Source organism: Streptomyces sp. CCM_MD2014 (assembly GCF_000772045.1).
Lineage (GTDB): Bacteria > Actinomycetota > Actinomycetes > Streptomycetales > Streptomycetaceae > Streptomyces > Streptomyces salinarius.
This window is the reverse complement of the sequence record NZ_CP009754.1, coordinates 6,861,830-6,887,484: the sequence shown is the minus strand read 5'-3', so window position 1 is coordinate 6,887,484 and position 25,655 is coordinate 6,861,830. Positions and strand designations below refer to the sequence as shown.

Here is a 25,655-nt window from a genome sequence, read left to right as displayed (position 1 = left end):
TTGCGGATGTGGGGAGTTGCGACGGCAGGACGCCCTGTGATCCGGATCACGGGATGCTGTTCACTCGTCAAGTTACGGGCGAGTAGTGCAAGTGTGAAGTTACGCGTCAGTAAAAACTTCCAGTGGTAACCGCTGCCGTCGACGCCGCAGGTGAGGGGGCCGGGTTCACCAGGCGGGCCGGATCGGCCCGCCCGGCGCCACCCGCAGCAGGCCGTCACGCAGCACCCGCACCCCGTCCTCGCCGAGCGCGTCGGCCCACGCGCCGACGACCTCGGCGGCCGCCTCCTCCGCGGCCCGCGTACAGGCCCATCCCGCCTCGGTCAGCACGACCAGCCGGGCGCGCGCGTCGCCGGGATGCGGCCGGCGCTCGACGTACCCCCTGCGGACCAGGTCCTCCACGAGCTGACTGGCGGCCTGCTTGGTCATCCCGAGGTGCACGGCCAGGTCGGTGACGGTCGCACCGTCCGGGGCCAGCCGGGTGAAGGCGAACCCGTGCGCGGGCCGCACACCCTCGAAGCCACGGGCGACGACCCCCTCATGGATGCGCTGCGTGAGCTCGCCGGCTGCGGCGAGCAGGGCGGCGGTCAGGGCCATGGCGTCGGAGTTCTGCACGAGGGCATTGAAACACCCTTGACGTATTGGTCAAGCAGCTTGACCATAGAAGCCGCCGAGATGGTCAACCTACTTGACTAGTTATCCAGAGGAGCCCGTCATGCCCGTCGTCCGCTCGTCCGATGGCACCACTCACGAGATCCACGGCGCCCGTTTCGTCTCGTACGCCAACTCACGCACCGGCAGCAGGGAGCTGCGCGCCTGGCGGGGCGAGATCCCGGCGGGGACGAAGGCGCCCGCGCACACCGTCAGCCGGGAGGAGGTCTTCCACCTGCTCACCGGCGAGCTGCTGATCACCCTCGACGGCCGTACCGAGCGCGTCACCGCGGGCGACACGGTGATCGTCAATGCCGGGGCGACCTTCGCCGTCGAGAACCCCGCCGACCGGACCGCGACCTCCTGGGTCACCACCACCGTCGGCCTGACGGCGGAGATGGCCGACGGCACCCGCCTCGCTCCCCCGTGGGCCAACTGACCCGCGGGCGAAGGGGGTCACGCCGCCAGCGACCCCGGCATCACCGCCCGCGGCCCGAACTTCGCCCGCGCCCGGTCCGCGACCTCCTCGATCCGGCGGACCTTCTCGTCCACGGGGTCGAAGGTGAGCTGGTGGGAGGCGTGTTCGGCCGCCGTGAGGCTCTCCGCGCGCAGGGCGACCGAGCGGACCCGGGCGCGCTGGAGGCCGAGCGCCTCGTACAGGTCGTACGCGGTCCGGGTCAGGGCCGCCGAGTGCGCGGTCGGTTCGGACAGGGTGCGGCTGCGGGTGGTGGCCGACCGGTCTGCGTAGCGGACGGTGAGGGTGAGGGTGCGGCAGACCTTGCCCACGGCGCGCAGCCGGGCACCCAGTTCCCCGGCGGCCGAGAGCAGGGCACGGCGGTGCCGGTCGGGGTCGAGTTCGTCGCGGTCGAAGGGGCGGTCGGCGGCCAGGGACCGGGAGACGCCGTTGGGGACGACCCGGCCGCGGTCGACGCCCTGGGCCTTCTCGTGCAGCTCGCGGCCGGCCTTCGCGCCGACCAGGCGCTGGAGCGTGGACAGCGGCGCGGCGGCGACCCGGCCGAGGGTGTCGAGGCCGTACTCGCACAGCGTGCGGGCGGTCGCGGTGCCGACGCCGGGCAGCGCGACGACGGGCTTGCCGGCGAGGAAGTCCCGTTCCTCGCCGGCGGGCACCGCGCGGGTGAGTCCCGGCCGGGCGTCGCGCAGCGCCATGCGGGCCAGCATCGGGCCGGGTCCGGCGCCGATCACGCAGTCGACGCCGTACAGCGCGAGGGCGCGGACCCGGATCACCGAGGCCAGTTCCACGGCGTCGCGCCCGAAGTACCGCTCGGCGCCGCGCAGGTCGGCCAGCGCGCCGTCGGGCGGCAACGCCTCGACTACCGGCGTGAACTCCTCCAGGAGCCCGAGCAGTTCGGGCAGGGCCGCCTCGTACATCGGCGGCAGCTGGAAACGTACGCAGAGGATCGTCATCCCGCACTCCCCGGACTCTGGTGCCACAACTTCCTTCCGACCGCGGGCCCTTCGCCCGCGGGGCGCAGATCGGCCCAGGGGTGCATCTCGTACCCGGTGGACATGCGGATCGTCCGCTGCTCCATCGGGTCCTGGGCCGCCGAGCCGGCCGGCGCGGGCCGCCCGTCCGAACCGGCGAGACGGCGGCGCGCCGGACCGCCCTCGGGGTCGTCGCCCCCGTCCGCTCCTCGAGTCCCGCCCGCCGTTCCGGCCAGCCGGGCGGCGACGCCCTCCAGGCCCTCCTCCCGGCGCACCTCCAGCAGGTCGGCGAGGTTCCAGGCGGCGGAGCCGACGACGCTGAGGCTGCGCGGGCCGCGCCGCTGCACCACCCCGCGCACCAGCAGCAGCCAGGAGTGGAAGACGGTGTGCGCGCAGGCGTCGTGCGAGTCGTCGAAGAAGGCGAGGTCTACCAGTCCCGAGCCGTCGTCCAGGGTGGAGAAGATGACGCGGCGGCCGGAGCGGATCGGCGGGGTCTGGGTGGCCGCCTTGGCGCCCGCGACCAGCACCGTCTCCCCGTGCCGTGCCTCGCGCAGCCGCTTGGCCGACACCACGCCCAGCTCGCGCAGGAAGGCGCGGTGGTCGTCCATCAGGTTGCGCGAGGCGTCCATGGAGAGCACGCCGAGTTCGGCGCTGAGCTTCTCCGCCGAGGTGAGGTCGGGCAGCCCGGCGGAGGCGGTCTTCCGGCCGCCGGCCAGGGGCAGTTGGTCGCCGCGACCGCCCCGGGCGCCGCGGTGCAGTTCGGTCAGGTGCAGTTGCAGGTCGCGGCGGTTGGCGCCGAACGCGTCCAGCGCGCCGACCTGGGCGAGCCGTCCGGCCAGTGGTCTGCTGGGACGGGCCCGTTCCCAGAAGTCGAGCAGGGAGGCGTAGGGCTGCCCGGCGGCGATGCGTTCCGCCTCGGCCTCGCTGATGCCGTGCACGTCGGAGAGGGCGAGGCGCAGGCCCCAGGTCTTCGCCCCGCGTGTACGCGAACGTGATTCAGACACCAGTTCGATCCTGTGTGCGACCCCGGACTTGTTCACGTCCAACGGCAGGATCGGCACCCCGCGCCGCCGCGCGTCCGCCAGCAGCAGCCGCTTCGGGTACATGCCGGGGTCGTGGGTGAGCAGTCCCGCGTAGAAGGCGGCCGGGTGATGGGCCTTCAGCCATGCCGACTGGTAGGTCGGCACGGCGAAGGCGACCGCGTGCGCCTTGCAGAAGCCGTAGCTGCCGAAGGCCTCGACGATCTCCCAGGTCCGCTGGATCGTTTCCGCGTCGTAGCCGTTCGCCGTCGCGTGCTGGGCGAACCACACCCTGATCCGCCCCTGCGACTCCGGGTCGGAGAGACCGCGCCGCACCCGGTCGGCCTCGCCGCGTCCGCAGCCGGTCATGATGTCGACGATGTCGATGATCTGCTCGTGGAAGACGACGACCCCGTACGTCCCCGCCAGCGGCTCCGCCAGGTCCTCGTGCGGGTAGCGCACCGGCGCCCGCCCGTGCCGGGCCTCGATGAACGGCCGCACCATGTCGGCGGCGACCGGTCCCGGCCTGAAGAGCGAGATGTCGACCACGAGGTCGTGGAAGGTCGAGGGCTGGAGCCGCCCCACCAGGTCCCGCTGGCCCGGCGACTCGATCTGGAAACAGCCCAGCGTCTCGGCGGAGCGGATCATCCGGTACGTCGCCGGGTCGCCCTCCGGCACGCCGTCCAGGTCGACCCGCTCCCCCGTCGCCCGCGCCACCTCGGCGACCGCGTGCGCCATCGCCGACTGCATCCGCACACCGAGCACGTCCAGCTTGAGCAGCCCGAGGTCCTCCACGTCGTCCTTGTCGAACTGGGCCATCGGGAAGCCCTCGCCGCTGGTCGGCATGACCGGTGTACGGGAGAGCAGGGAGGCGTCGGAGAGGAGGACGCCGCAGGGGTGCATGGCGACACCGCGCGGGAGGGCGTCCAGGCCCTCGACCAGCTCCCAGAGCTTGCCGTACCGCTCCCGCTCCCCCGCCAGTTCCCGCAGCTCGGGCAGCTCGTCCAGCGCCGCGCGGGCGTCGCGGGCGCGGATGTGCGGGAAGGACTTGGCGACCCGGTCGATCTCGGCCGGGTCCATGGACAGGGCTGCGCCCACGTCGCGGATGGCGTGGCGCACCCGGTACGTCTCCGGCATGGCGACGGTGGCGACCCGCTCGGTGCCGAACCGGCCGATGATCGCGCGGTAGACCTCGAGCCGGCGCGCGGACTCCACGTCGATGTCGATGTCGGGCAGGACCACCCGCTCCTTGGACAGGAACCGCTCCATCAGCAGCCCGTGCTCGACCGGGTCGGCGTGCGCGATGCCGAGGAGGTGGTTGACGAGCGAACCCGCGCCGGAGCCGCGCGCGGCGACCCGGATGCCCATGTGCCGTACGTCGTCCACGACCTGGGCGACGGTGAGGAAGTACGAGGCGAAGCCGTGGTGGGCGATGATGTCCAGCTCGTGGTGCATCCGCTCCCAGTACTCCCGGTGGTCCCGGCGCCGGTCGTAGCCGCGCCGCACCATGCCCGCCGCCGCCCGGGAGGCGAGCGCCCGCTGGGCGGTGCGCCGGCCGGCACCGACCAGGTGCGGTTCGGGGAAGTGGACGGCGCCCATGCCGAGGTCGTCCTCGGGGTCGACCAGGCACTCGGCGGCCGTGGCCCGGGTCTGCTCCAGCAGGCGGTGGGCGGTGTCCCGGCGGAAGCCCGCGGACTCGACGATCCGCTCGGCGGCGTCCCGCATGGCACCGGCGTCCTTGAGCCAGGCCTCGCCGGAGTCCAGTTCCCTGGTGGCGTCGATCGGGACCAGGCGGCGCGCGGCGTCCAGGACGTCGGCGACCTCGCCCTGGCCGGGGTCGGCGTAGCGGACGGCGTTGGAGAGCACCGGCCGGATGCCCTGCTCGGCGGCGAAGCCGACGGTGCGGGAGGCCAGCCGCAGGGAGCCGGGGCCGGTGCCCTTGCGGCCGTGCCAGACGGCCTCCAGGCGCAGGGCGTCGCCGTAGACCTCGCGCCAGGGGGTGAGGAGCCTGGCCGCACGGTCGGGGCGGCCGGCGGCGAGGGCGCGGCCGACGTCGGAGTCCGGGCCGAGCAGGACGGTCAGGCCGTCGGCGTGGTTGTCGGGCCAGGACAGCAGCGGGGTGCCCTCGGCCGTGTGGGCGGCGGAGACGAGGCGGCACAGGTCGGCCCAGCCGCGGGCGCCGTCGCGGGCGAGGAAGGTCACCCGGGGGGCCGACTCGTCGACGAAGGCTCCGCCGCGTACGGGGGCGCGGCGCCGGTCCCGGCGTACGGAGGTCTCCGTGCGGTCGGCGGCCGCGGACTCGGGGGCGCCGACCGCCAGCTCCGCGCCGAACAGCGGACGGACGCCCGACCTCGCGCAGGCCTTGGCGAAGCGGACCGTGCCCGCGAGGGTGTCGCGGTCGGTGAGGGCGAGGGCGTCCATGCCCCGTTCGAAGGCGCGCTCGGCCAGCCGCTCCGGGTGGGAGGCGCCGTAGCGGGCGGAGAACCCGGAGACGGTGTGCAGATGCGTGAAACCCGGCATCACGCACCTCCCGACTCATGAACCGACGCATGACCACGTAGGCCCGAACGCCATTATCGAACGTCTGTTCCCAGCTACTCCACCCACCATACCCCCATCTTCGAATGTGTGTACGACACCCGTTCGGCCGCGTCCCACCTGCGCAAACACCCCCCGACCCGGACTGTGGGGACATGTCACACACACCGGCGGGCTCCCGCACGCGCAGCGGCTCCTTCCTCGGTGAGGTGAAGGATGCCGTCACCCTGCGGGCCACCCTGCTCGTGCTCGGCGTGATCGCGCTCCAGCTGCTGTTCATCACCTCCTACGTGGGGGCGCTGCACGACCCGAAACCGAAGGACGTGCCCTTCGGGGTGGCCGCGCCCGGCGCGGCCGCCGGACAGGCGGTCGACCGGCTGGAGCGGCTGCCCGGCTCCCCGCTGGACCCGCGCACGGTGCCCGACGAGGCGGACGCCCGGCGGCAGATCATGAACCGGGAGATCGACGGCGCCCTGATCGTGAACCCCGAGGGCGGACGGGACACCCTGCTGGTCGCCTCCGGCGGCGGGACCGTCCTCGCCACCACCGTCGAGGACATCGTCGGCAAGGTGGAGAAGGCCGAGGGGCGCACGGTCCGGGTGGTCGACGTGGCCCCGGCCTCGCCCCACGACTTCAACGGGCTGTCGTCCTTCTACCTGGTCGTGGGCTGGTGCGTCGGCGGCTATCTGTGCGCCTCGATCCTGGCGATCAGCACCGGCGCCCGGCCGTCCAACCCACGCCGGGCGGCGATCCGGCTGATCGTGATGGCGCTGGTCGCGATCGTCGGCGGGCTCGGCGGCGCGGTGATCGTCGGGCCGATCCTGGGCGCGCTGCCCGGCGGTGTGCTGGACCTGTGGGGGCTCGGCGCGCTGATCATCTTCGCGGTGGGCGCCGCCACGCTCGCCCTCCAGGGCGTCTTCGGGATCGTCGGCATCGGTCTGGCGATCCTGCTGGTGGTGATCGCGGGCAACCCGAGCGCGGGCGGCGCCTTCCCGCTGCCGCTGCTGCCGCCGTTCTGGAGGGCGATCGGCCCGGCGCTGCCGCCGGGCGCGGGCACCTGGGCGGCCCGTTCGATCGCCTACTTCAAGGGGAACGACACGACCGCCGCCCTCCTGGTGCTGTGGGCGTGGGCGGTCCTGGGGACGGTGATCACGATGCTGGCGGCCGTGCTGCCGCGCCGGGGACGGCAGGCGGAGGAGGAACTGCCGCCCACGTCGGCCGCGCCGGCCGGCTGACCGCCGTACGGGCACGGAGCCCCGGGCGCACGCGCGGAAGTCCCGCCCCTCGCGCGCGGGGCGGGACTTCACAGGTGTGCGGGTGCGGCTCAGCCGATCTGCGTACCGGTGGCCGACAGGGCCTCCGTCACCGGCTGGAAGAAGGTCTCGCCGCCCGAGGTGCAGTCGCCGCTGCCGCCGGAGGTGAGACCGACGGCCTTGTCGCCCGAGAAGAGCGAGCCGCCGCTGTCGCCGGGCTCGGCGCAGACGTCGGTCTGGATCAGGCCGTTGACGATGTCGCCGTTGCCGTAGTTCACGGTGGCGTCCAGGCCGGTGACCGTGCCGTCGTGCACCTGGGTGGTGGAGCCGCTGCGGGTCACCTGCATGCCGACGGTGGCCTCGGCGGCGCCCGAGATGGCCTGCGAGGAGCCGTTGTAGAGGTTCACCTCGCTCGGGTGGGCCACGTCGGCGGTGTACTTGACCAGGCCGTAGTCGTTGTCCGGGAAGCTGGACGCCGCGTTCTCGCCGATGACGTTCCCGGAGGAGTCCGACCAGGTCGAGATGGACTCGGTGCAGTGCCCCGCGGTGATGAAGTACGGCTCGCCGCCCTTGGTCACGTTGAAGCCGAGCGAGCAGCGCCCGCCGCCTCCGGTGATGGCGTCGCCGCCCGAGACGAAGGGCTTGTACTCGCCCTTGGTCCGCTTGAGCTCGGCCTTGGCGCCCAGTCCGTCGACCACCTTGGTCAGCTTGGCCAGTTCGGCCTCGGAGACCGTGCGGTCGGCGGTGACGACGACCTTGTTGGTCGTCGGGTCGGTCGCCCAGGACGTGCCCGGGATGCTCGCGTCCTCGGTGAGGGTGGTGCGCGCGCTCTTCAGGTCGGCGAGCGAGTTCTCGACGACTCTCGCCTTGGCGCCGGCCTCCTCGACGGTCTGCGCGGCGCTCTCGTCGAGCACGTTGACGACCAGGCTCTTGGCCTGCGCGTCGTAGTACGTGCCCGCCGCGTCGGTGCCGAGGTCACTGAGCAGCGTGGAAGCGAGCTTTCCGGCCGCCGTGACCGACAGGGTCTCGGGCGCCGCGGCCGTGGGGGCCTCGCTGGCGTTCGCGGTCTGGAAGGTGACCCCGGCCGCGACCAGTGCGGTGATGCCCGCACCTACCACGGCGACCCGCCGCCTGGGTATGCGTCGGTGCTTCAACTCACGTCCTCCTGTGGGGGGTCGGTCCACGAGGTTGTGGGGACCCCGTGAACCGGAAGGCTGGTTGACGAGCGTTAACTCTCCCGATCCCGCAGGCCGTACACAAGGTCGACTTCAGGACGTGCGCACGACAACTCCAGTGTGGTCACAAGGCCTTCACCTCTCTGTCGCGAGCGGGCCCCGGCGCGTGCGCCGGTGAGGGCGCGCGGCGGCGGCCTCCGCCCACGGCGGGAGCCCGGGTTTCGACCGTGGGCGGACGACGGGGAGATCACCGCGCCCGGAGGCTTCGGACATGACTTCTTCACGCGCTGCCGGGGACCCGCCGGTCACGGCCGTCCGGCCCGACGCGCGCCGGACCACGCCTGGCCGTGGTGTTCGCCTGCGAGAACGGCGTCGTCCTCCCCGGCAGCACGGACTGAGCCCCCGCACACCGTCGCTCCGGTGTACGGGGGCTCGCCGTGGCCGGCCGCGCTCGGGCGTGACCCGCGACAGGCCGGGTCACGCCGCCGGGCGGTCTAGTAGACGCTGACGCCGTAGGCGTTCAGGGCCTCCGTCACCGGCTGGAAGAACGTCGTACCGCCGGAGGAGCAGTTGCCGCTGCCGCCGGAGGTCAGACCGTACGCGGTGCCGTTGCTGCCGTAGAGCGGACCGCCGGAGTCGCCGGGCTCGGCGCAGACCGTGGTCTGGATCAGACCGCCGACGATGTCGCCGCCGCCGTAGTTGACGGTGGCGTTCAGGGCGGTGACCCGGCCGCTGTGGGTGCCGGTGGTGGAGCCGTCACGGATGACGGTGGTGCCCACGCTCGGCGTGGCCGCGCGGGTGATGTCCACGCCGCCCGCGGTGCCGGGCTTGCTGACCGAGGTGTTGGTGTACCGGACGATGCCGTAGTCGTTGCCCGGGAAGCTGGACCCGGCCGTCGAGCCGAGAACGGTGGAGTGCCCGGAGTTGGACCACCAGGTGCCGGCGCCGTCGGTGCAGTGACCGGCGGTCAGGAAGTACTCGGCGCCGCTGCTGGTGCGCACGTTGAAGCCGAGGGAGCAGCGCCAGCTGCTCGCGTAGATGGCGTCGCCGCCCTGGATGAGCTTGTTGAACGTGCCGGGGGTGCGCTTGATCGTGAGCGCGCCGGCCTTGTCGCCGGCCTGCTCCTTGATCTTCGCGATCTCGGCCTGGGAGACGGTGCTGTCGACGGTGAGCAGCACCCGGCCGGACTTGCTGTCGACGGCCCAGGCGGTGCCGGGGACGTCGGCCTTGAGCACCGCGCCACTGGCGCTGTTCAGTTCGGCGGCGCTGAAGGTGGCCGGGGTGGGTGCCGCGTTCGCGCTGGGGATCGCGATGGCGGCGGCGGCCACGAGGCCGGTGGATACGGCGATCAGCCGAGTCCGTCTCGTGATGCCGCTGCGGGGGTTGGTGCGCTTGATCCTCACTTCGTTCCTCCACAGGGGAAGTCGGGGGCCCCTCTTGTGGGGTTGGGGGCCCGTGAGGCGCAGCCAGGGACGGACCTCCGGGTTCCGGAAGCGTCGTGCCCCTGACAAGCGCTGAGGTTGGAGTATTCGGCCGAACGACCGGTCGGCGCAAGAGTGCCTTTCGGCCGTCAAGATTTGAACGACCTTTACCCGACCCTCCGTCACCAACCGTTGACCTGCGCTGCGGTTCATCTTCCGCCGTCTCGGCGGGGGTGTCCGGAAGTCGCCCCTCCGGATGGCGCCGGGCCTTCCCCCACCGGGCCGACGTGACTGACGGGACCTCAGCAGCTGCAACCGCAGTCGCAGCCGTCACAGCCGCAGTCGCACCCGTCGTCGCCGCAGCAGTTGCTGCAGCAGTCACAGCAGTCGCAGCAGTTTCCGCAGTCGCAGTTGGAGCAGACCCCTTCCTTGCGCTGACCGCTCCACGGGTCGTGGTACGTGCCGCAGCACATCTGGCACGTGCAGGCCAGCCCGAGCCACACGGCGCAGCCCGCGAGCAGCCCGCGCCGGTCGCGGCGGGGCGGCTCCGGGGGCATCGGACCACCGGGGCCGCCGGGCGCACCGGGGGCTCCCGGCGCACTGCCGGGAGGGGCGTACGGATGGCTGCCATGGGCGCACGAGACGGTACCGAACGCGCGGTCCACGGAGGTGCCCAGCTCGTGCACGAGCAGCCGGTGCACCAGCCGCCCGTCGGTGAACTCGGCCTCCCGCAGGGCCAGCCGCACCCCGTGCACGGCGTCGTCGGCGAGCCGCCGGGCCTCGGTGAGCGGCGTCCCGGTGGCGGTGAGCGGGTTCCAGGCACCGGACGCGGCGTCGGCCTCCCGGTCCTCCACGGCGTCCAGCAGGTGGGCGAGCCTCCCGAAGAGCCGGCCGGCCTCGGCGAGCGGCGCGGCGTTGTCCGGCCGTCCGGCGAGGTGCGCGGTGTGCGCGAAGGCGGCGGCGGTCGCGGTCTCGGTCGGCTCGGTGACGGTGAGCAGCGGCGTACCGGGACCGGCGAGCGCCTCGATGCCGCCCTGCCGGTCCACGGCGTCGACCAGCACGGCGGTGTCGAACCCGACGGCGCTGCCGCCGCGAGCCCCGGCCGCGTCCCAGCCGCCGGCGATCCGGCGGGCGGCGAGGGCCACCGGCCGGCGGGCCAGCAGACCGTCGCCGTCGGCGACATGGTCGCGCACCTTGGCCGAGGCCAGTACGAGAGAGACGGCCGCCGCGAGCCGGGCACCCTCACCGTGCGCGACGGACGCGGTGCGCATCCCGCGCAGCGGGCAGGGTCCGGCGGTGCGCCGCCCGGCACCCGCACCGCCGCGCTCCGCCTGAGCCTCCGTCAAAACCGATATGAGCAGCCCGTCATAGTTCGTCACGATCCGTGCGAACTGTCCGTGGTCCTTGCGCAGTGCGAGGCACAACCCGCACAAATGAGCCATCCACTGGCTCGCGAGGCTCTCCCCGAGCCGGTGCCTGCACGGCCTGACGATTCCGAACACGACGCTCCCCCGTGGTTGGTACGACGCTGAGCTGCGGCATCGTACCGACCCCCGCCATCACCCGTACGCACCCGTCCTCACCCGTGTGCCGTGAAGAATCATATTTCACTCACAGTCAGCATCCGTTTGGGAAACGACCCTTGGGACACAAGGACTCTCGACGGATCCGCTGTGCACCAGTACCGTCACAAACCCCCCGCGCGGCGTCTATCCACTTGGCGCGACGTCCGCATCATGGATGACCATAGGGATGCGGAAGCACGAAAGACCGCTGTGAGAGGAGGCGTCCATGGGATCGGTACGCAAGGCGAGTGCGTGGCTCGGCCTCGTCGACGACAACGATGACGAGCGCTACTACGACGACGACTACTCCGAGGGCAACGAGACCGGCGACGCCTGGGTCACGGACCCGCGGGTCAAGGTGGCCTCGGACGTGGCCGAGGAGAAGGGCCGCCGCATCGCGACGGTCACCCCGGACAGTTTCCGGGACGCACGGGCCATCGGCGAGCTGTTCCGGGACGGCGTCCCGGTCATCGTCAACCTGACGGCCATGGAGGGCACGGACGCCAAGCGCGTCGTCGACTTCGCGGCCGGACTCATCTTCGGCCTGCGCGGTTCGATCGAGCGGGTGTCCACCCGGGTGTTCCTGCTGAGCCCGGCCGACACCCAGGTGATCAGCGGCGAGCCCGCCGCGCACCGTTCCGACGGTTTCTTCAACCAGAGCTGAGGCGGGGCCGCGCACCACGGCCCCGCCCCACCCCGCCGGGCTCCCACCGGTACGGCTTCCTACCGGAAGGCGTCGAGTCCGGTGAGCGCCTTGCCCAGCACCAGCTGGTGCATCTCGACGGTGCCCTCGTAGGTGAGCACCGATTCCAGGTTCGTCGCGTGCCGCATCACGGGGTATTCGAGAGAGATCCCGTTGGCGCCGAGGATCGTACGCGCCGTACGGCAGATGTCGATGGCCTCGCGGACGTTGTTGAGCTTGCCGAAGCTGACCTGCTCGGGACGCAGGCGACCGGCGTCCATGCGCCGCCCGAGATGGTGGGCGAGCAGGATCCCCTTGTGCAGTTCGACCGCCATGTCGGCGAGCTTGGCCTGGGTCAGCTGGAACCCGCCGATGGCCCGCCCGAACTGCTCCCGCGACTTCGCGTACTCCAGGGCCGCCTCGAAGGAACTGCGCGCCGCCCCCATCGAGCCCCAGACGATCCCGTAACGGGCGTGCGACAGACAGCTCAGCGGCCCGCGCAGCCCGGTCACCTCCGGCAGCACCGCGTCGGCGGGCAACCGTACGTCGTCCATGACCAGCTCGCTGGTGACGCTGGCCCGCAGGGACCACTTGTGCTTGATCTCGGGCGCGGAGAAACCGGCGCTGTCGGTCGGGACGACGAAGCCGCGGACGCCCTCCTCGGTCTGCGCCCAGACGACGGCGACGCCGGCCACCGAGCCGTTGGTGATCCACATCTTGCGCCCGTTGAGCACCCAGTCGCCACCGGCGTCCCGCTTGGCGTGGGTGCGCATGGCGGCCGGGTCGGACCCGTGGTCGGGCTCGGTCAGCCCGAAGCACCCGATGACCTCACCGGCGGCCATGCGCGGCAGCCACTGCCGCTTCTGCTCCTCGCTGCCGAAACGGTGGACGGCGTACATGGCGAGGGAGCCCTGCACGGAGACGAGGGAGCGGATGCCGGAGTCGGCCGCCTCCAGCTCCAGACAGGCCAGCCCGTACTGGACGGCGCTGGCCCCGGCGCAGCCGTACCCCTCCAGGGACATCCCGAGCGCGCCGATGGAGCCGAGCTCGCGCGCCAGCTCCCTGATCCCGGGCAGCTCGCCCTTCTCGTACCAGTCCGCGACGTGCGGCAGCACGCGGTCGGTCGCCCAGCCCCGTACGGTGTCCCGGATCGCCAGGTCCTCCGGCTCGAGCAGGTCGTCGATGCCGAGGGGATCGGCGGGGTCGAACGCGGGCAACTTGGGGGACGCGGCCATGGGACACCCTCCGGAACTGTTAAAACTAGCGCCGCTAGTCACGGCTGTCGTCGCCGACGTTACGATGCGGCGCTCCGCACGTCCACCATGCCCGTCTCCCGGGCGAGGAGGGGGGAACCCGGCCCATGACCCGGCGGGGAGACCACGGGGTCACACCGAGACACGGGACTGGGACTCCACGGCCCCCCGAGGCGCCGGCACCGAAACCTCCTCGCACTGCATCACCCGCGGCAACCGCAACGCCATCACCGCCCCGAGCAGCAACAGCCCCGCACTCACCACCAACGTCACGTGCAGCCCGTGCACGAACGCGTCCCCCGCGGCCCGCCGCAGCGCAACCCCCGCCGGCCCCCCGAGCTGCGCGGCAACCTCGTACGCCTCCCCCAGCGAATGCCCCGCCGCCACCGACGCCGACGACGGCACGCCCTGCACGCCTCCCGTCAGCCCGGGCGCGTACGCCGCGTTCATCACGCTGCCCAGCAGGGCGATGCCGATCCCGGCGCCCAGCTGGTACGAGGTCTCCCCGATCGCCGCCGCGCCTCCCGACTGCTCCTGCGGCGCCTCGCTCAGCATCGACTCGTACGCCCCGAACAGCGTCGTCTCCAGACCGAAGCCGAGCAGCACGAACCCGGTCAGCAGCAGCGCGCAGTTGTCGGCGCGGCCCATCGCCGTCAGCAGCAGCACCGCGAAGGCGGTCAGACAGAATCCCGCGCACACCATCCGCCGCGGCCCGAACCGCCGCAGCAACCGGGCGCCCGCCAGCCCCGCCGCCATCGCCGCGAAGGTCAGCGGCAGCAGTCGCAGCCCGGTCTCCAGCGGGGAAAGACCGAGCACCAGCTGCAGGTACTGCGCCGCGATCAGCTCGAGCCCCACCAGGGCCAGCATGGCCAGCACGATGCACCCGACCGACGTACTGAACGCGGGCCGCCGGAACATCGCGAGGTCCACCAGCGGATGCGTGCGCCGTCGCTGCCGCCGTACGAAGCCCGCCAGCAGCGCCGCGCCCGCCACCAGCGGCAGCAGGGTGAGCAGACTGGCCACCGGCTCCCCGCCGCCCAGCCGCTTCACCCCCAGGACGACGCCGAACAGACCGCCCGCCGCCATCAGCGCGCCGACCACGTCCCAGGGCCCGCGGCCGTCGCCCTTCGACTCGGGCAGCAGCAGCCGCCCCACCGGCAGGCTGACCAGCATCAGCGGGATGTTGACGAGGAAGACCGAGCCCCACCAGAAGTGCTCGAGCAGGAAGCCGCCGAGCAGCGGTCCGACCGCCGCGCCGACCGCGGCCACGGCGCTCCAGATGCCGATGGCCAGCGCCCGCTCCCGCCGGTCGGGGAAGACCTGCCGCAGGATCGACAGCGTCGCCGGCATGATCATGGCGCCGCCGACGCCGAGCAGCGCACGGGCCGCGATCAGCACCTGGGCGCTCTCGGCGAGGGCCGCGAGCGCGGAGGCGACGCCGAAGAGGGCGTAGCCGAGCAGCAGGACCCGTCTGCGGCCCACCCGGTCGCCCAGCGTGCCGAAGAGGATCAGCAGCGAGGCGCAGACGAGCGGATAGACGTCGACGATCCAGAGCAGTTCGATGGCGCCGGGCCTGAGGTCCTCGGTGACGGCGGGGACCGCCACGTGCAGCACGGTCGCGTCGACGGCGACGAGCAGCAGGCTGACGCAGAGGACGACCAGGACCACCCAGCGGTTGGCACCGGCCCCGGCCGCCCGACGGCGCGGCGCTGCGGCAGCCGTGGTCGTCCCGGACATGTACGTACCTCCAAGATGTTCCCTCGCGTCCGGCGGGCCGCGGGGTGGGGACTCCCCTGCGGCTCGGCCGGAGGGGAGCGGGGGCTCCGGGCCGTGCAACGGAACGCGAGTGATTCGCCAGAGTACGCCAGACCGTGCGGTGCACACGTGGCAGGCCTCACACATCCCGCCTCACCCGTGTGGCGTGCGCCACTGCGGCCGCCGTCCCGCCCGCCCGGCGGAACGGCGACCGTCGCGCCCGGCAGATAATCGAGTCCGTGACCGATCTTGAAACGCGCACCGCGGGCCGCCTCGGCGCCCCGGGCCCGTCCGGTGCCCTGCGCCGGGCCGCCCCGGCGCTCCTCGGCTACGCGGCCGTACGCGCCCTGGGCCTGCTCGCCCTGGCCCTGTGGAGCGCCGCGCGCGACAAGAGCGCGTACACGCTGCTGACGGCCCGCTGGGACTCCCTCTGGTACACCGGGGTCGCCGAGCTGGGATACGGCTACGAGGTGCGGCTGCCGAACGGCGACGTCCACTCCAACCTGGCGTTCTTCCCACTGCTGCCCTGGCTGGAGCGGTTGGGCGCCGCCGTCACCCCGCTGTCGTACGCGGACGCGGGCTTCGTCGTGAGCCTGCTCGCCTCGCTCGCCGCGGCCTGGGGCATCTTCGCGGTGGCGGACCACGTGTACGGCCCCCGCGCCGGCGTCTGCGCGGTGCTGCTGTGGGCCGTGCTGCCGGTCGGGATCGTGCAGTCGATGGCGTACAGCGAGTCCCTGTTCACGGCACTGGCCGCCTGGTCGCTGTACGCGGTGCTGACGGGGCGCTGGGTGACGGCGGGGACGCTGGCCGCGCTGGCCGGGCTGACCCGCCCGGTCGGGCTCGCGGTGGCGGCGGCGGTGTGGGCGGCCGCGATCACGGCGTACGTGCGCGACCGGCGCGAGGACGGTACGGGCGCAGGGCTCGGCGTCCGGCGTGCGCTGGGCATGCTGTTCGCGCCCCTGGGCGCCGCCGGTTACGTCCTGTGGGTCGGCCACCGCACCGGCAAGGGCCCGTTCGGCTATCTCGACGTGCAGGCCGGCTGGCGCAACGGCTTCGACGGGGGCGCGGCCTTCGCCCGTTTCGTCGCCGGGAAGTTCACGTCGTTCCCGGCGGCCCTGGCGGGCGCCGGGCTGATCGTCGCGGTCGCGCTGCTGGCCTGGCTGTGCGTGGTGTGCGTACGACAGCGCCAGCCGCTCCCGCTGCTGGTGTACGCGGGGATCGTCACCGTGCTCGCCCTGTGCGCGTCGAGCTACTTCGGCTCGAAGCCCCGGCTGCTGCTGCCCGCGTTCCCGCTGCTGTTCCCCCCGGCCGTGGCCCTGGCCCGGCTGTGCACCGCCAGGTCGGCGGCGGTCGTGTGCGGTGTCGCGGCGGTGTCCGCCGTGTACGGGGCGTTCTGGCTGAACGGCTCCGGCCCGCCCTGACCGGCGCTCCGCCCCCCTTGACCGGCGCACGGGGCCGCCCCGGCCGGGCGGGGGTGCCGCCGGTGACCGCCGGGACAATTCCGTACCAGCATTCGGTGAACTCATTCATAAGCACGATAAAACCGCCGACCGGGCAGATCAAAGGAATTGAAGTCCGCAGCCGAACCGGATTGCGGATTACCCGGAAATAAGGCACCCGCTGAGAGGAATCCCACATCACATCGTCATCACAAAGCCGTTGATTCGTCAGGGATCACTCCTCACTCGCTGTAACGTCGATTGGGTGCGTACCGAACGGAAGCCCACCCGTCTGGACCGGGTGTTCGCGAGACTGGACCGGGAGCCGGAACGACCGGAGCTCCTGGACGCGCCGGAGATGTCCCGGCACAGGTTCGCGCTGTTCGCCGGAACCCTCGCGTTCTACATCGCGATCGTGTGGGCCGTGGTGATCACCTCGTGGCTGGTCCGGCTCGACTGGCAGGTCATGTTCTTCCGGCCCTACCAGCAGTGGCCCGAGATCCACGCGTTCGTCGACTACTACGTGGTGCTCGGCCAGCGCGGACCCACCGCCGTGATGGTCGCGGCCTGGCTCGGCTGGCGCTCCTGGCGGCAGCACACCCTGCGCCCGCTGCTGGCCCTCGGGGTCTCCCTGCTTCTGCTGAACGTCACGGTCGGCGCCGCCAAGTACGGCATGGGCCGCCTCGGACCCCACTACGCGACCACGATCGGCGCCAACGAGATGTGGCTCGGCGGCGATATATTTCCGAGCGGTCACACCGCGAACGCCGTCGTGACCTGGGGCATCCTCGCCTACCTGGCCTCGACGCACCGTGCCCGGCGCTGGCTGTCCGCGCTGTCCGCGGTCACCTCGCTCGGAGTGGGCATGTCCACCGTCTACCTCGGCACGCACTGGCTCAGCGACGTGCTCCTGGGCTGGGCGGCCGGGCTGCTGATCCTGCTGGCGCTCCCGTGGTTCGAGCCGCTGATCACGCGCGCCGAGGCGTGGATCCTCGGCCTGCGCGACCGCTGGTACGCCCGCCGCGGCCGGCAGAAGGCGGCACGGCGGCCGGTCGGCCCGCCCGTGGCCGTCACGCCGCCGGGCTCCGGCCGGGCGGAGACACCGGCCCGTGAGCCGGTCGGCGCGCCGCGCACCGCCCGCACGCCGGCCCACCTGGCGCCGGGCCCGCACACGGCCCGCTCGGACCGTTCGCCGGTGACCCCGGCCGGCAGCCGTCGGCCGCCGCACGCCGACCGCCATCCGCGCAGCTCGGCCCCGGCAGCCCGCCCCCTGTCGGGCGGCTGAGCGTACCGCCGTGGCCCGTGGGGCGGGTCTCAGCCCTTCCAGGCCCGGGAGACCCGGCCGTCCTTCACCTCGAAGTTGAGGCGGCCCACGCGGTACTCCATGGTGATCACCGTGCCCGGCGCCAGGGACCTCACCGTCGACCAGCCCCGCTCCCGCGCCAGCCGTTCGGCCGCGCCGGAATCGAGGCCCACGTAGGTGTCCGGACTGTCCTGGGGTTCGGCCGGGGGTGTCGGAATCGGTGCCATGCCGCCACGCTATGCCCTGCCCCGGGAGCGGGGAAGCCCACGCCGGTAACACGGGTCACGGGTGCACCTACGGTCACATTTCTGTCACAGGATCATGATGCGCGTTTTGTTGGAACGCGTTCACACGGACGGACGGTTTTACCCGAGTACCGCAGACCACCGAGGTGAATTCTCGGGCGTCGCCGCACTCCGTCGAATAGGCGAACGGAAAAGGCGCACCGGCCGGGGCGGCGGCACTCCGCATTTCGCGCCCGAACACTCCCGAACACACTTCCGCGCGCCCTGCGGAAGGGCTCGCGGATCGCTTACACGAATCGAACATCGGACACGCGGACGGTCCCGTCCCGCGCATCCCGCGCATCCCGCGCGGTCCGGCTTCCGGCGGTGTCAGGCGTCCAGCGCGGCGACGGCCAGCGACAGGTCGTTGTCCCGGGTGTAGTACGGCCCGGCCTCCACGGGGCCGTACGGCGTCCGTACGCGTGCCCGGGGGAAGGTGAAGACGGGGTTCTTGTCGGCGACGTCGTCCAGCAGCCGCGCGAGGCGCACCGCCGGGCCGTGGTCACCGGCGGGCCGCAGCCACAGGTCCCATACGCCCGGCGCCAGGCCGTCGTAGGGCACCGTGAAGGCGAACTCGGTCCGCTCGGCGACGACCTCCACCCGGCGCACGCCGCCGCCGTCCCGGCCGCTTTCCCCGTCGCCGGGCCGGGCGCGCAGCTCCGCGTCGGCCCCGGGCACGAGCTGGGTGCCGTACACCCGCCCGCGTACGGTCAGGCCGTCGCCGGCGAGGTGCAGGTCCACCGCCTCGGCGTGCGGGGCGCGCAGCCAGCTGCGGACGGTGAGGTTGCCCTGCCGGGTGGCGTACGGGATGCGGACCGCGACGTGACCGAGCAGCCCGCTGGGAGTGCGGTCGGCGAGGGAGCGCAGGTCGGTGACGCCGGGCACCAGGCGGCGCGGCTCGCCGTCGGAGAGGCGGGCGTACGCGTCCCAGCGGCCCTCGGGAAGGGACACGCTGCTGGGCAGCGCGGCACGCAGCCGGCCCTCGGCCGCCGGGGCCAGCGGCAGGCTCACCGTGTCCCCGGCGGCGTCGACGGTGTCGTCGGCGCCGCGGCGGCGCAGGATGAGCAGGGCCGCCCCGGAGTTTCCGCGCGCGGCGACGTCGAAGGTCAGACCGCCCGCGGAGTCGCCGATGCAGTCGGCGCGCAGCGGGGCGGCCGGCGGGGCCGGCGGCGTCATGCGGTGCGGTTCCTCCCATGGGCTTGTCGTCGTCCGGTTAGACCCGGAACCCCGCCTTCTGGTTGTCCGTGTCCGATTGCGATGTGGTCACGACCGGGGCGACCGCTCGGCAACGACCATTTCCAGTCACCCTGTTCATTCGCTGATTTCATGATTTGTCGACTCACGAGCAGGTCGGCGAGAGCTGTCCTGTCGGCTCAACCCGTGCTCACAGCAGCCCACTTGGAGGCACGGCTGCGGTCGCGACGCCCGGAGGATCGTGCGGGTCGCATGGTTCGATTCCGTCGGCCACGGGGCGTGACTCCCGCCACGGATCGCCCGTTGTCTTTGCATGAGCCGGGACCCGCCCGGATCACGGCCCGGGAGCCACCCGGTCCGGCCACGACCGCATCCCGAGGGAGCCACCCGTGCCGCGCATGCTCGACGTCAGCGACGACGTACGCGCCGAGATCGGCGACGAAGAAGCCGACCGCCTGCTGGCCGGGGAGTCCGCCCCGGGCAGCTACGACTGCACGTCCTGCCGCACTCCCGGCGACTGTGAGCAGGAGCGCACCAGCACCGTCCTGTTCATCGGGGACGAGACCGCCGTGCTCGCCTTCGCCCACGCCGGCTGCCTGCCCTCGCAGGTCGTCAAGGTCACCGAGGAGCAGCTGCAGGGGGCCGTGCGGTCCATCAGCGCCGACCAGGCCCGCTCCGGGGCCGCTCCCGCCGCGCCCGAGAAGGCCGCGCCCGAGCAGGCCGTGCTCGGGGTGACCAGCGGGCTGATCCTCATCGCCGGGGAGCTGCACCCGGCCCTCGTGGTGGAGCCGACCGCGCCCATCGCCCGGCCCGGCACGGTGGGCTCCGGCGACGACTTCCTGCCGCTGCTGATCGAGCAGGGCTTCATGCCGGTCACCGAGCTGTCGACCGCGCCGGCCGTGCTGCACGGCTGGTCGGTCCTGCTCGCGATGGGCCAGCTGCACGCGGTGCTCCAGCCCGGGACGAACGGCGGCCGGCCGGTCGCCTGGTGGCAGGCGCACCAGCCGCTCCAGGTCACCGAGGGCTGGCGCACGGCGGCCAACAAGCACCAGCAGGTGCTGATGTTCGCGGCGCCCGTCGGGTCGATCGGCCGGCAGCCGCGCGAGGACCTGCTGCGGGACGCGCTGGACAAGGCGGCGGCGAACGGACAGCTGGTCGCGGCCGCGCTGCCGCTGGCGGGAACCTGAGCCTCGCCGCGCGGCCGCCGAACGGCCCTCACGTGGGCCGCATCCCTTCCCGCGCGAGGTCGTTTGGACATACGTGTACGCATACGACGCCTTCCACCGCCACGGCGGCCCCTCGGCCACGCCGATCTACGACGCGCTCTACGCCGAGTACGTCCGGTCCTTCCGATCCCTGCCTGGCGATCGCAGCGGTGAGGAGGAACTGGGATTCACGGCCTTCCGGAGCATCCCGCGCGGCAGAGGCGCCTACAGCGCCTACAGCGCGGGGGCCCAGAGCGCCCGCGTCGGCCAGCAGTCGGTGTGGCAGCGCGTCGGCGGCACGCACCACGTCCCGGCGGCACTGCCACCGGCCCCGCGGTCCGGCACCTGACCGCCGTACAGCTGCCGTACGACCAAGGGAGAGGGCGCCCCGGCCGGGGCGCCCTCTCCCTTGGTCGTACGCGCTGCTTCCAGCCGTAGTCGTACGCGCTACTTCTTCTTCGCGCCGCGCTTCTCGCGCACCCGCACGGAGATGTGGATCGGCGTCCCCTCGAAGCCGAACTCCTCGCGCAGCCGGCGCTCGATGAAGCGCCGGTAGCCCGCCTCGATGAAGCCGGAGGCGAAGAGCACGAACCGCGGGGGCTTGGTGCCCGCCTGGGTGCCGAAGAGGATGCGCGGCTGCTTGCCGCCCCGCACCGGGTGCGGGTGGGCGGCGACCAGCTCGCCGAGGAAGGCGTTGAGCCGGCCCGTCGGGACCCGGGTCTCCCAGCCCGCCAGGGCGGTCTCGATCGCGGGGACCAGCTTCTCCATGTGCCGGCCGGTCTGCGCCGAGACGTTGACCCGCGGCGCCCACGCCACCTGGCCCAGCTCGGTCTCGATCTCCCGCTCCAGGTAGTAGCGGCGCTCCTCGTCGAGGGTGTCCCACTTGTTGTAGGCGACGACGATCGCGCGGCCCGCCTCGACGGCCATGGTGACGATCCGCTGGTCCTGAACCGAGATCGACTCGGAGGCGTCGATGAGGACGACGGCGACCTCGGCCTTCTCGACGGCGGCGGCGGTGCGCAGCGAGGCGTAGTAGTCGGCGCCCTGCTGGAGGTGGACGCGCTTGCGGATGCCGGCCGTGTCGACGAACTTCCAGGTGACACCGCCCAGCTCGATCAGCTCGTCCACCGGGTCGCGGGTGGTGCCGGCGAGTTCGTTGACGACGACGCGCTCCTCGCCGGCCACCTTGTTCAGCAGCGAGGACTTGCCGACGTTGGGGCGGCCGATCAGGGCGATGCGGCGCGGGCCGCCGACGGCGGTGCCGAAGGTCTGCGCCGGGGCCTCGGGCAGGGCCTCCAGGACCCGGTCCAGCATGTCGCCGGTGCCGCGGCCGTGCAGCGCGGAGACCGGGTGGGGCTCGCCCAGGCCCAGCGACCACAGGTAGGAGGCGTCGGCCTCGCCGCTGGGGCCGTCGACCTTGTTGGCGCACAGCACGACGGGCTTGCCGGCCTTGCGCAGCAGCCGGACGACCGCCTCGTCGGTGTCGGTGGCGCCGACCTTGGCGTCCACGACGAAGACGACCGCGTCGGCGGCCTCGATGGCGTACTCGGCCTGGGCGGCCACGGAGGCGTCGATGCCGAGGACGTCCTGCTCCCAGCCGCCGGTGTCGACGACCTTGAAGCGGCGGCCCGCCCACTCGGCCTCGTAGGTGACGCGGTCGCGGGTGACGCCGGGCTTGTCCTCGACGACGGCCTCGCGGCGGCCGATGATGCGGTTCACGAGGGTCGACTTGCCGACGTTGGGACGGCCGACGACGGCGAGGACGGGCAGCGGGCCGTGCCCGGCCTCCTCGATCGCGCCCTCCACGTCCTCGATGTCGAAGCCCTCTTCGGCGGCCAGCTCCATGAACTGCGCGTACTCGGCGTCGCCGAGCGCCCCGTGGTCGTGCTCCTCGCCCGAGCCCTCGGGGTGGATGTGGTCGTTCATGAAGTCCGTACCTCGTTCATCGTGGTGATCGGTGGAACACCCCTGTACCGGGTGATCCACTACTCAAGTGTCACTCAGCGCCCGGTGAGGCGCCTGGCGTTTTCCAGGTGCGCGGTGAGCTGCTTCTGGATGCGCTCGGTGGCCTCGTCCAGCGCCTTGCGGGTGCGCCGCCCGCTGCCGTCGCCCGCTTCGAAGGGATCGCCGAAGACGACGTCGACCCGCGAACGCAGCGGGGGCAGCGCCTTTATCAACCGTCCGGGACGGTCCGTGCTTCCCAGCACCGCGACCGGGACGATCGGGGCGCCGCTGCGCACCGCGAAGTAGGCGAGCCCGGCACGCAGCGAGGCGAAGTCGCCCTCGCCCCGGGTGCCCTCCGGGAAGATACCGAGCACGCCGCCGTCGGCCAGTACGCCGAGCGCCTGCCCTATGGCCGTGCGGTCGGTGGAGTGCCGGTCCACCTTCAGCTGGCCGATGCCGGTCAGGAAGCGTCCGAGCGGGCCGACGAACGCCTCCTTCTTGATCAGGAAGTGCGTCGGCCGGGGCGCCACGCCCATGACCATCGGGCCGTCGATGTTGTGCGAGTGGTTGACGGCGTAGATCACCGGGCCGGTGGCGGGCACCCGCCAGGCGCCGAGCACGCGCGGCTTCCACAGCCCGTACATCAGGCCGACGCCGATGCGCCGGCCGACCTCGGCGCCCTTCTCCGAGGGGACGGGCGCTGTGGGGGACGCGGTCACTTCCCCGCCCGCTTCTCCTCGACGAGGGTGACGACGCACTCGATGACCTGCGGCAGGGTGAGGGCGGTGGTGTCCACCTCGACCGCGTCGCCGGCCTTGGCCAGCGGGGAGGTCTTGCGGCTGGAGTCGGCCGCGTCCCGCTTGATCAGGGCCTCGCGGGTGGCGTTGACGTCGGCGCCCTTCAGCTCGCCGCTGCGGCGGGCGGCGCGGGCCTCGGCCGAGGCGGTGAGGAAGATCTTGAGGTCGGCGTCGGGGAGCACGGTGGTGCCGATGTCGCGGCCCTCGACGACGATGCCGAGCGGAGCGGAGGCGGCGATGGAGCGCTGCAGCTCGGTGATCCGGGCGCGGACCTCCGGTACGGCGCTGACCGCGCTGACCTTGGAGGTGACCTCCTGGGTGCGGATCGGGCCGGCCACGTCCACGCCGTCGACCGTGATGGTCGGGCCGGCCGGGTCGGTGCCGGAGACGATCTCGGGCTTGCCGGCCGCGGCGGCGACGGCGTGCGGGTCGTCGGTGTCGATCCCGTTGCTCACCATCCACCAGGTGATCGCCCGGTACTGGGCACCGGTGTCCAGGTAGCTGAGGCCGAGCTGGGCGGCGACGGCCTTCGACGTGCTCGACTTGCCCGTGCCGGAGGGGCCGTCGATGGCGACAATCACGGCCGGGGCGGTCGGGGCGGCGCCGTTTTCCACGAGGGGACACCTTCCTGGTGCGGTGCGGTGGGTGGTGTGCGGGACGCGAGCGCGTCCCGGACAAGGTTACCGGGCGCGGGAGGCCCCTCCGACAGGCGTCCGGCGCCCCGTGCTCACTGCCGGATCGCCCAGCCCCGCTCCTTCAGGGCCGCCGTGAGGACGGCGGCCGCCTTCAGCTCCACCATGAGCTGCACCAGGCCCGCCTGCTGCCCGGTCGCGTGCTCGATGCGTACGTCCTCGACGTTGACCCCGGCCCGTTCCGCGTCCGCGAAGATGCGGGCCAGCTGGCCGGGCTGGTCGTCGATGAGGACGGCCACCGTCTCGTAGGCCCGCGGCGCCGACCCGTGCTTGCCGGGGACCCGGACCTGTCCGGCGTTGCCGCGCCGCAGCACCTCGGCGATGCCGGTGCCGCCCTCGCGGCGCTTGTCCTCGTCGGAGGACTCCAGGGCGCGCAGGGCCCGTACCGTCTCCTCCAGGTCGGCGGCGACGTCGGTGAGCAGGTCGGCGACCGGCCCCGGGTTGGCGGAGAGGATGTCGATCCACATCCGGGGGTCGGAGGCGGCGATCCGGGTCACGTCGCGGATGCCCTGCCCGCACAGCCGTACGGCGGCCTCCTCGGCGTGCTCCAGGCGCGCGGCGACCATGCTGGAGACCAGGTGGGGCATGTGCGAGACGAGGGCCACGGCGCGGTCGTGGGCGTCCGCGTCCATCACGACCGGCACCGCGCGGCAGTGCGAGACCAGCTCCAGGGCGAGGTTCAGCACCTCGGTGTCGGTGTCCCGGGTCGGGGTGAGCACCCAGGGGCGCCCCTCGAAGAGGTCGGCGGTGGCGGCCAGCGGGCCGGACTTCTCCCGGCCGGACATGGGGTGGGTGCCGAGGTACGCCGACAGGTCGAGCCCGCGTGCCTCCAGCTCCCGCCGGGGTCCGCCCTTGACGCTGGCGACGTCGAGGTAGCCCCGGGCCACGCCGCGGGTCATGGCGTCGGCGAGCACGCCGGCCACCAGGGCGGGCGGCGCGGCGACGATCGCGAGGTCGACCGGTCCGTCCGGGGTCTCGTCGGTGCCGGCGCCGAGCGCGGCGGCGGTGCGGGCCTGCTCGGCGTCGTGGTCGGCGAGGTGGACGGTGACGCCCCGCGCGGTGAGGGCGAGGGCGGCCGAGGTGCCGATCAGGCCGGTGCCGATGACGAGTGCGGTTCTCACTGGGCGATGTCCTTGCGCAGGGCCGCGGCGGCGCCGAGGTAGACGTGGGCGATCTCGGCGCGGGGCCGGTCGGACTCGATGTGGGCGAGGACACGCACGACGCGCGGCATGGCGCCCTCGACGTCCAGCTCCTGGGCGCAGATCAGCGGCACGTCGGTGATGCCGAGCCCGCGGGCCGCGGCGGCCGGGAAGTCGCTGTGGAGGTCGGGGGTGGCGGTGAACCACAGACTGATCAGGTCGTCGACCGTCAGGCCGTTGCGCTCCATGAGGGCGGTCAGCAGGGCCGCGACCTGCTCGTCCATGTGCCCGGCCTCGTCCCGTTCCAGTTGGACGGCGCCCCGGACCGCTCGTACCGCCACGGCGATGCTCCTTGCTGACGTTGCTGACGCTGCCGATGCCGCTGACGCGTGTATCGGTTCTTGGTCCGTCCAGCCTAGTCAGCCCGCCGCGTACCGGCCCGCGGCGCCCGTCCCCTGAGACGCTGGCCCCACCGCCCGGAAACCCTCTCCCCCGGAGTCGCGACATGACCCACACCCCGAGCCGCCGTACGGTCCTCCTCTGCACGGGCGCGGGCGCGGCGGCGCTCTGCGCGGGCTGCGGAGGCGACGACGACTCCTCGACCTCCTCGCCGGGGCGGGAACTGGCGCGGGCGGGCGACGTCCCGATCGCCGGCGGCAAGGTCCTGGCCGACGAGAAGATCGTGGTGACCCAGCCGAAGAAGGGCGAGTTCAAGGCGTTCTCGGCGGTCTGCACCCACCAGGGCTGCATCGTGTCGGACGTACGCGACGGCACCATCGACTGCGCGTGCCACGGCAGCAGGTTCGCCGTCGCCGACGGCTCGGTCGTGCGGGGCCCGGCGACCAAGCCGCTGCCCGGGAAGCGGATCACGGTGGAGGGAAATTCGATCCGCCTGGCGTGAGCCGC

23 protein-coding genes are annotated in these 25,655 nt (G+C 72.9%); 8 read left to right on the top strand and 15 right to left on the bottom strand.

Annotated features, from left to right (window positions below; genetic code table 11):
* Positions 1-165: 165 nt before the first annotated feature.
* Entirely contained in the window at positions 166-612 is a 447-nt protein-coding gene (locus tag NI25_RS30635) for a MarR family winged helix-turn-helix transcriptional regulator (protein ID WP_061445555.1), read from the bottom strand.
* Positions 613-712: 100 nt separating this feature from the next.
* Here NI25_RS30635 and NI25_RS30630 point away from each other — a divergent pair, with 100 nt between their 5' ends.
* Positions 713-1,087, top strand: a complete 375-nt coding sequence (locus NI25_RS30630; protein ID WP_061445554.1) for a cupin domain-containing protein — start codon at positions 713-715, stop codon at positions 1,085-1,087.
* 17 nt (positions 1,088-1,104) lie between these two features.
* Here NI25_RS30630 and NI25_RS30625 read toward each other — a convergent pair whose 3' ends face one another.
* Together NI25_RS30625 and NI25_RS30620 are read right to left on the bottom strand one after the other, a co-directional pair.
* Positions 1,105-2,073, bottom strand: coding sequence for a DNA polymerase Y family protein (locus NI25_RS30625; protein ID WP_061445553.1), 969 nt, complete (start codon positions 2,071-2,073; stop codon positions 1,105-1,107).
* Positions 2,070-5,630, bottom strand: coding sequence for a DNA polymerase III subunit alpha (locus tag NI25_RS30620; RefSeq protein ID WP_061445552.1), 3,561 nt, complete (start codon positions 5,628-5,630; stop codon positions 2,070-2,072). Before NI25_RS30620 ends, NI25_RS30625 begins: the two co-directional genes overlap by 4 nt.
* Before the next feature lie 173 nt (positions 5,631-5,803).
* Here NI25_RS30620 and NI25_RS30615 point away from each other — a divergent pair, with 173 nt between their 5' ends.
* Positions 5,804-6,883 (top strand): DUF3533 domain-containing protein, encoded by a 1,080-nt coding sequence (locus tag NI25_RS30615; protein ID WP_061445551.1) that lies wholly within the window; start codon positions 5,804-5,806, stop codon positions 6,881-6,883.
* A gap of 89 nt (positions 6,884-6,972) precedes the next feature.
* Here the strand turns inward: NI25_RS30615 and NI25_RS30610 are convergent, their stop codons facing one another.
* From NI25_RS30610 to NI25_RS30600, 3 genes are all read right to left on the bottom strand, one after another.
* Positions 6,973-8,055 carry a S1 family peptidase gene (locus NI25_RS30610; protein WP_061445550.1) on the bottom strand — a complete coding sequence of 361 codons (1,083 nt, stop codon included), beginning with the start codon at positions 8,053-8,055 and terminating at the stop codon, positions 6,973-6,975.
* A 515-nt stretch (positions 8,056-8,570) separates the two neighbouring features.
* On the bottom strand, positions 8,571-9,479 hold the full coding sequence (locus NI25_RS30605; protein WP_061445549.1) for a S1 family peptidase: 909 nt from the start codon (positions 9,477-9,479) through the stop codon (positions 8,571-8,573).
* Positions 9,480-9,799: 320 nt separating this feature from the next.
* Positions 9,800-10,999, bottom strand: a complete 1,200-nt coding sequence (locus NI25_RS30600) for a DUF5685 family protein (protein WP_199561052.1) — start codon at positions 10,997-10,999, stop codon at positions 9,800-9,802.
* Positions 11,000-11,288: 289 nt separating this feature from the next.
* Between NI25_RS30600 and NI25_RS30595 the strand changes: the two genes are divergently transcribed.
* Positions 11,289-11,726, top strand: a complete 438-nt coding sequence (locus NI25_RS30595) for a cell division protein SepF (protein ID WP_061445547.1) — start codon at positions 11,289-11,291, stop codon at positions 11,724-11,726.
* Between the two features lie 59 nt (positions 11,727-11,785).
* Here NI25_RS30595 and NI25_RS30590 read toward each other — a convergent pair whose 3' ends face one another.
* The gene (locus NI25_RS30590) at positions 11,786-12,979 is read right to left on the bottom strand and encodes an acyl-CoA dehydrogenase family protein (RefSeq protein ID WP_061445546.1); all 1,194 of its coding nucleotides are present in this window, start codon (positions 12,977-12,979) and stop codon (positions 11,786-11,788) included.
* Between the two features lie 150 nt (positions 12,980-13,129).
* Positions 13,130-14,734: an MFS transporter gene (locus NI25_RS30585; protein WP_061445545.1), complete on the bottom strand. Its 1,605-nt coding sequence runs from the start codon at positions 14,732-14,734 to the stop codon at positions 13,130-13,132.
* Positions 14,735-14,991: 257 nt separating this feature from the next.
* Here NI25_RS30585 and NI25_RS30580 point away from each other — a divergent pair, with 257 nt between their 5' ends.
* Both NI25_RS30580 and NI25_RS30575 read left to right on the top strand, forming a co-directional pair.
* Positions 14,992-16,173, top strand: a complete 1,182-nt coding sequence (locus NI25_RS30580; RefSeq protein ID WP_061445544.1) for a mannosyltransferase family protein — start codon at positions 14,992-14,994, stop codon at positions 16,171-16,173.
* Positions 16,174-16,456: 283 nt separating this feature from the next.
* Positions 16,457-17,476: a phosphatase PAP2 family protein gene (locus NI25_RS30575; protein WP_061445543.1), complete on the top strand. Its 1,020-nt coding sequence runs from the start codon at positions 16,457-16,459 to the stop codon at positions 17,474-17,476.
* Positions 17,477-17,505: 29 nt separating this feature from the next.
* Here NI25_RS30575 and NI25_RS30570 read toward each other — a convergent pair whose 3' ends face one another.
* Together NI25_RS30570 and NI25_RS30565 are read right to left on the bottom strand one after the other, a co-directional pair.
* Positions 17,506-17,721: an I78 family peptidase inhibitor gene (locus NI25_RS30570; protein ID WP_054103246.1), complete on the bottom strand. Its 216-nt coding sequence runs from the start codon at positions 17,719-17,721 to the stop codon at positions 17,506-17,508.
* A 387-nt stretch (positions 17,722-18,108) separates the two neighbouring features.
* Complete coding sequence (locus tag NI25_RS30565) at positions 18,109-18,954, bottom strand: hypothetical protein (protein WP_061445542.1); 846 nt, start codon at positions 18,952-18,954, stop codon at positions 18,109-18,111.
* Positions 18,955-19,361: 407 nt separating this feature from the next.
* On the opposite strand from NI25_RS30565, the gene NI25_RS30560 reads away from it, so the two are divergent.
* On the top strand, positions 19,362-20,159 hold the full coding sequence (locus NI25_RS30560) for a hypothetical protein (RefSeq protein ID WP_061445541.1): 798 nt from the start codon (positions 19,362-19,364) through the stop codon (positions 20,157-20,159).
* 73 nt (positions 20,160-20,232) lie between these two features.
* Positions 20,233-20,526, top strand: a complete 294-nt coding sequence (locus NI25_RS30555; protein WP_061445540.1) for a hypothetical protein — start codon at positions 20,233-20,235, stop codon at positions 20,524-20,526.
* A gap of 98 nt (positions 20,527-20,624) precedes the next feature.
* Here the strand turns inward: NI25_RS30555 and der are convergent, their stop codons facing one another.
* The 5 genes from der to aroH all read right to left on the bottom strand — a co-directional run bounded on the left by der (position 20,625) and on the right by aroH (position 25,090).
* Positions 20,625-22,103: a ribosome biogenesis GTPase Der gene (gene der, locus NI25_RS30550; RefSeq protein ID WP_061445539.1), complete on the bottom strand. Its 1,479-nt coding sequence runs from the start codon at positions 22,101-22,103 to the stop codon at positions 20,625-20,627.
* Positions 22,104-22,177: 74 nt separating this feature from the next.
* Positions 22,178-22,840 carry a lysophospholipid acyltransferase family protein gene (locus NI25_RS30545; RefSeq protein ID WP_107071902.1) on the bottom strand — a complete coding sequence of 221 codons (663 nt, stop codon included), beginning with the start codon at positions 22,838-22,840 and terminating at the stop codon, positions 22,178-22,180.
* The gene (gene cmk, locus NI25_RS30540) at positions 22,837-23,532 is read right to left on the bottom strand and encodes a (d)CMP kinase (protein WP_061445538.1); all 696 of its coding nucleotides are present in this window, start codon (positions 23,530-23,532) and stop codon (positions 22,837-22,839) included. The genes NI25_RS30545 and cmk overlap by 4 nt, the downstream gene beginning before the upstream one ends.
* 113 nt (positions 23,533-23,645) lie before the next feature.
* Positions 23,646-24,731, bottom strand: a complete 1,086-nt coding sequence (locus NI25_RS30535; RefSeq protein WP_061445537.1) for a prephenate dehydrogenase — start codon at positions 24,729-24,731, stop codon at positions 23,646-23,648.
* Complete coding sequence (aroH, locus tag NI25_RS30530) at positions 24,728-25,090, bottom strand: chorismate mutase (protein WP_061445536.1); 363 nt, start codon at positions 25,088-25,090, stop codon at positions 24,728-24,730. The genes NI25_RS30535 and aroH overlap by 4 nt, the downstream gene beginning before the upstream one ends.
* Before the next feature lie 164 nt (positions 25,091-25,254).
* On the opposite strand from aroH, the gene NI25_RS30525 reads away from it, so the two are divergent.
* On the top strand, positions 25,255-25,650 hold the full coding sequence (locus NI25_RS30525) for a Rieske (2Fe-2S) protein (protein ID WP_061445535.1): 396 nt from the start codon (positions 25,255-25,257) through the stop codon (positions 25,648-25,650).
* Positions 25,651-25,655 lie beyond the last annotated feature (5 nt).

What these genes read in the sequence shown, in the direction of transcription:
- NI25_RS30630 (WP_061445554.1), top strand. Translation starts at nt 713, where the DNA reads ATGCCCGTCGTCCGCTCGTCCGATGGCACCACTCACGAGATCCACGGC.
- NI25_RS30625 (WP_061445553.1), bottom strand. Translation starts at nt 2,073, where the DNA reads ATGACGATCCTCTGCGTACGTTTCCAGCTGCCGCCGATGTACGAGGCG.
- NI25_RS30620 (WP_061445552.1), bottom strand. Translation starts at nt 5,630, where the DNA reads ATGCCGGGTTTCACGCATCTGCACACCGTCTCCGGGTTCTCCGCCCGC.
- NI25_RS30615 (WP_061445551.1), top strand. Translation starts at nt 5,804, where the DNA reads ATGTCACACACACCGGCGGGCTCCCGCACGCGCAGCGGCTCCTTCCTC.
- NI25_RS30595 (WP_061445547.1), top strand. Translation starts at nt 11,289, where the DNA reads ATGGGATCGGTACGCAAGGCGAGTGCGTGGCTCGGCCTCGTCGACGAC.
- NI25_RS30590 (WP_061445546.1), bottom strand. Translation starts at nt 12,979, where the DNA reads ATGGCCGCGTCCCCCAAGTTGCCCGCGTTCGACCCCGCCGATCCCCTC.
- NI25_RS30585 (WP_061445545.1), bottom strand. Translation starts at nt 14,734, where the DNA reads ATGTCCGGGACGACCACGGCTGCCGCAGCGCCGCGCCGTCGGGCGGCC.
- NI25_RS30570 (WP_054103246.1), bottom strand. Translation starts at nt 17,721, where the DNA reads ATGGCACCGATTCCGACACCCCCGGCCGAACCCCAGGACAGTCCGGAC.
- NI25_RS30565 (WP_061445542.1), bottom strand. Translation starts at nt 18,954, where the DNA reads ATGACGCCGCCGGCCCCGCCGGCCGCCCCGCTGCGCGCCGACTGCATC.
- der (WP_061445539.1), bottom strand. Translation starts at nt 22,103, where the DNA reads ATGAACGACCACATCCACCCCGAGGGCTCGGGCGAGGAGCACGACCAC.
- NI25_RS30525 (WP_061445535.1), top strand. Translation starts at nt 25,255, where the DNA reads ATGACCCACACCCCGAGCCGCCGTACGGTCCTCCTCTGCACGGGCGCG.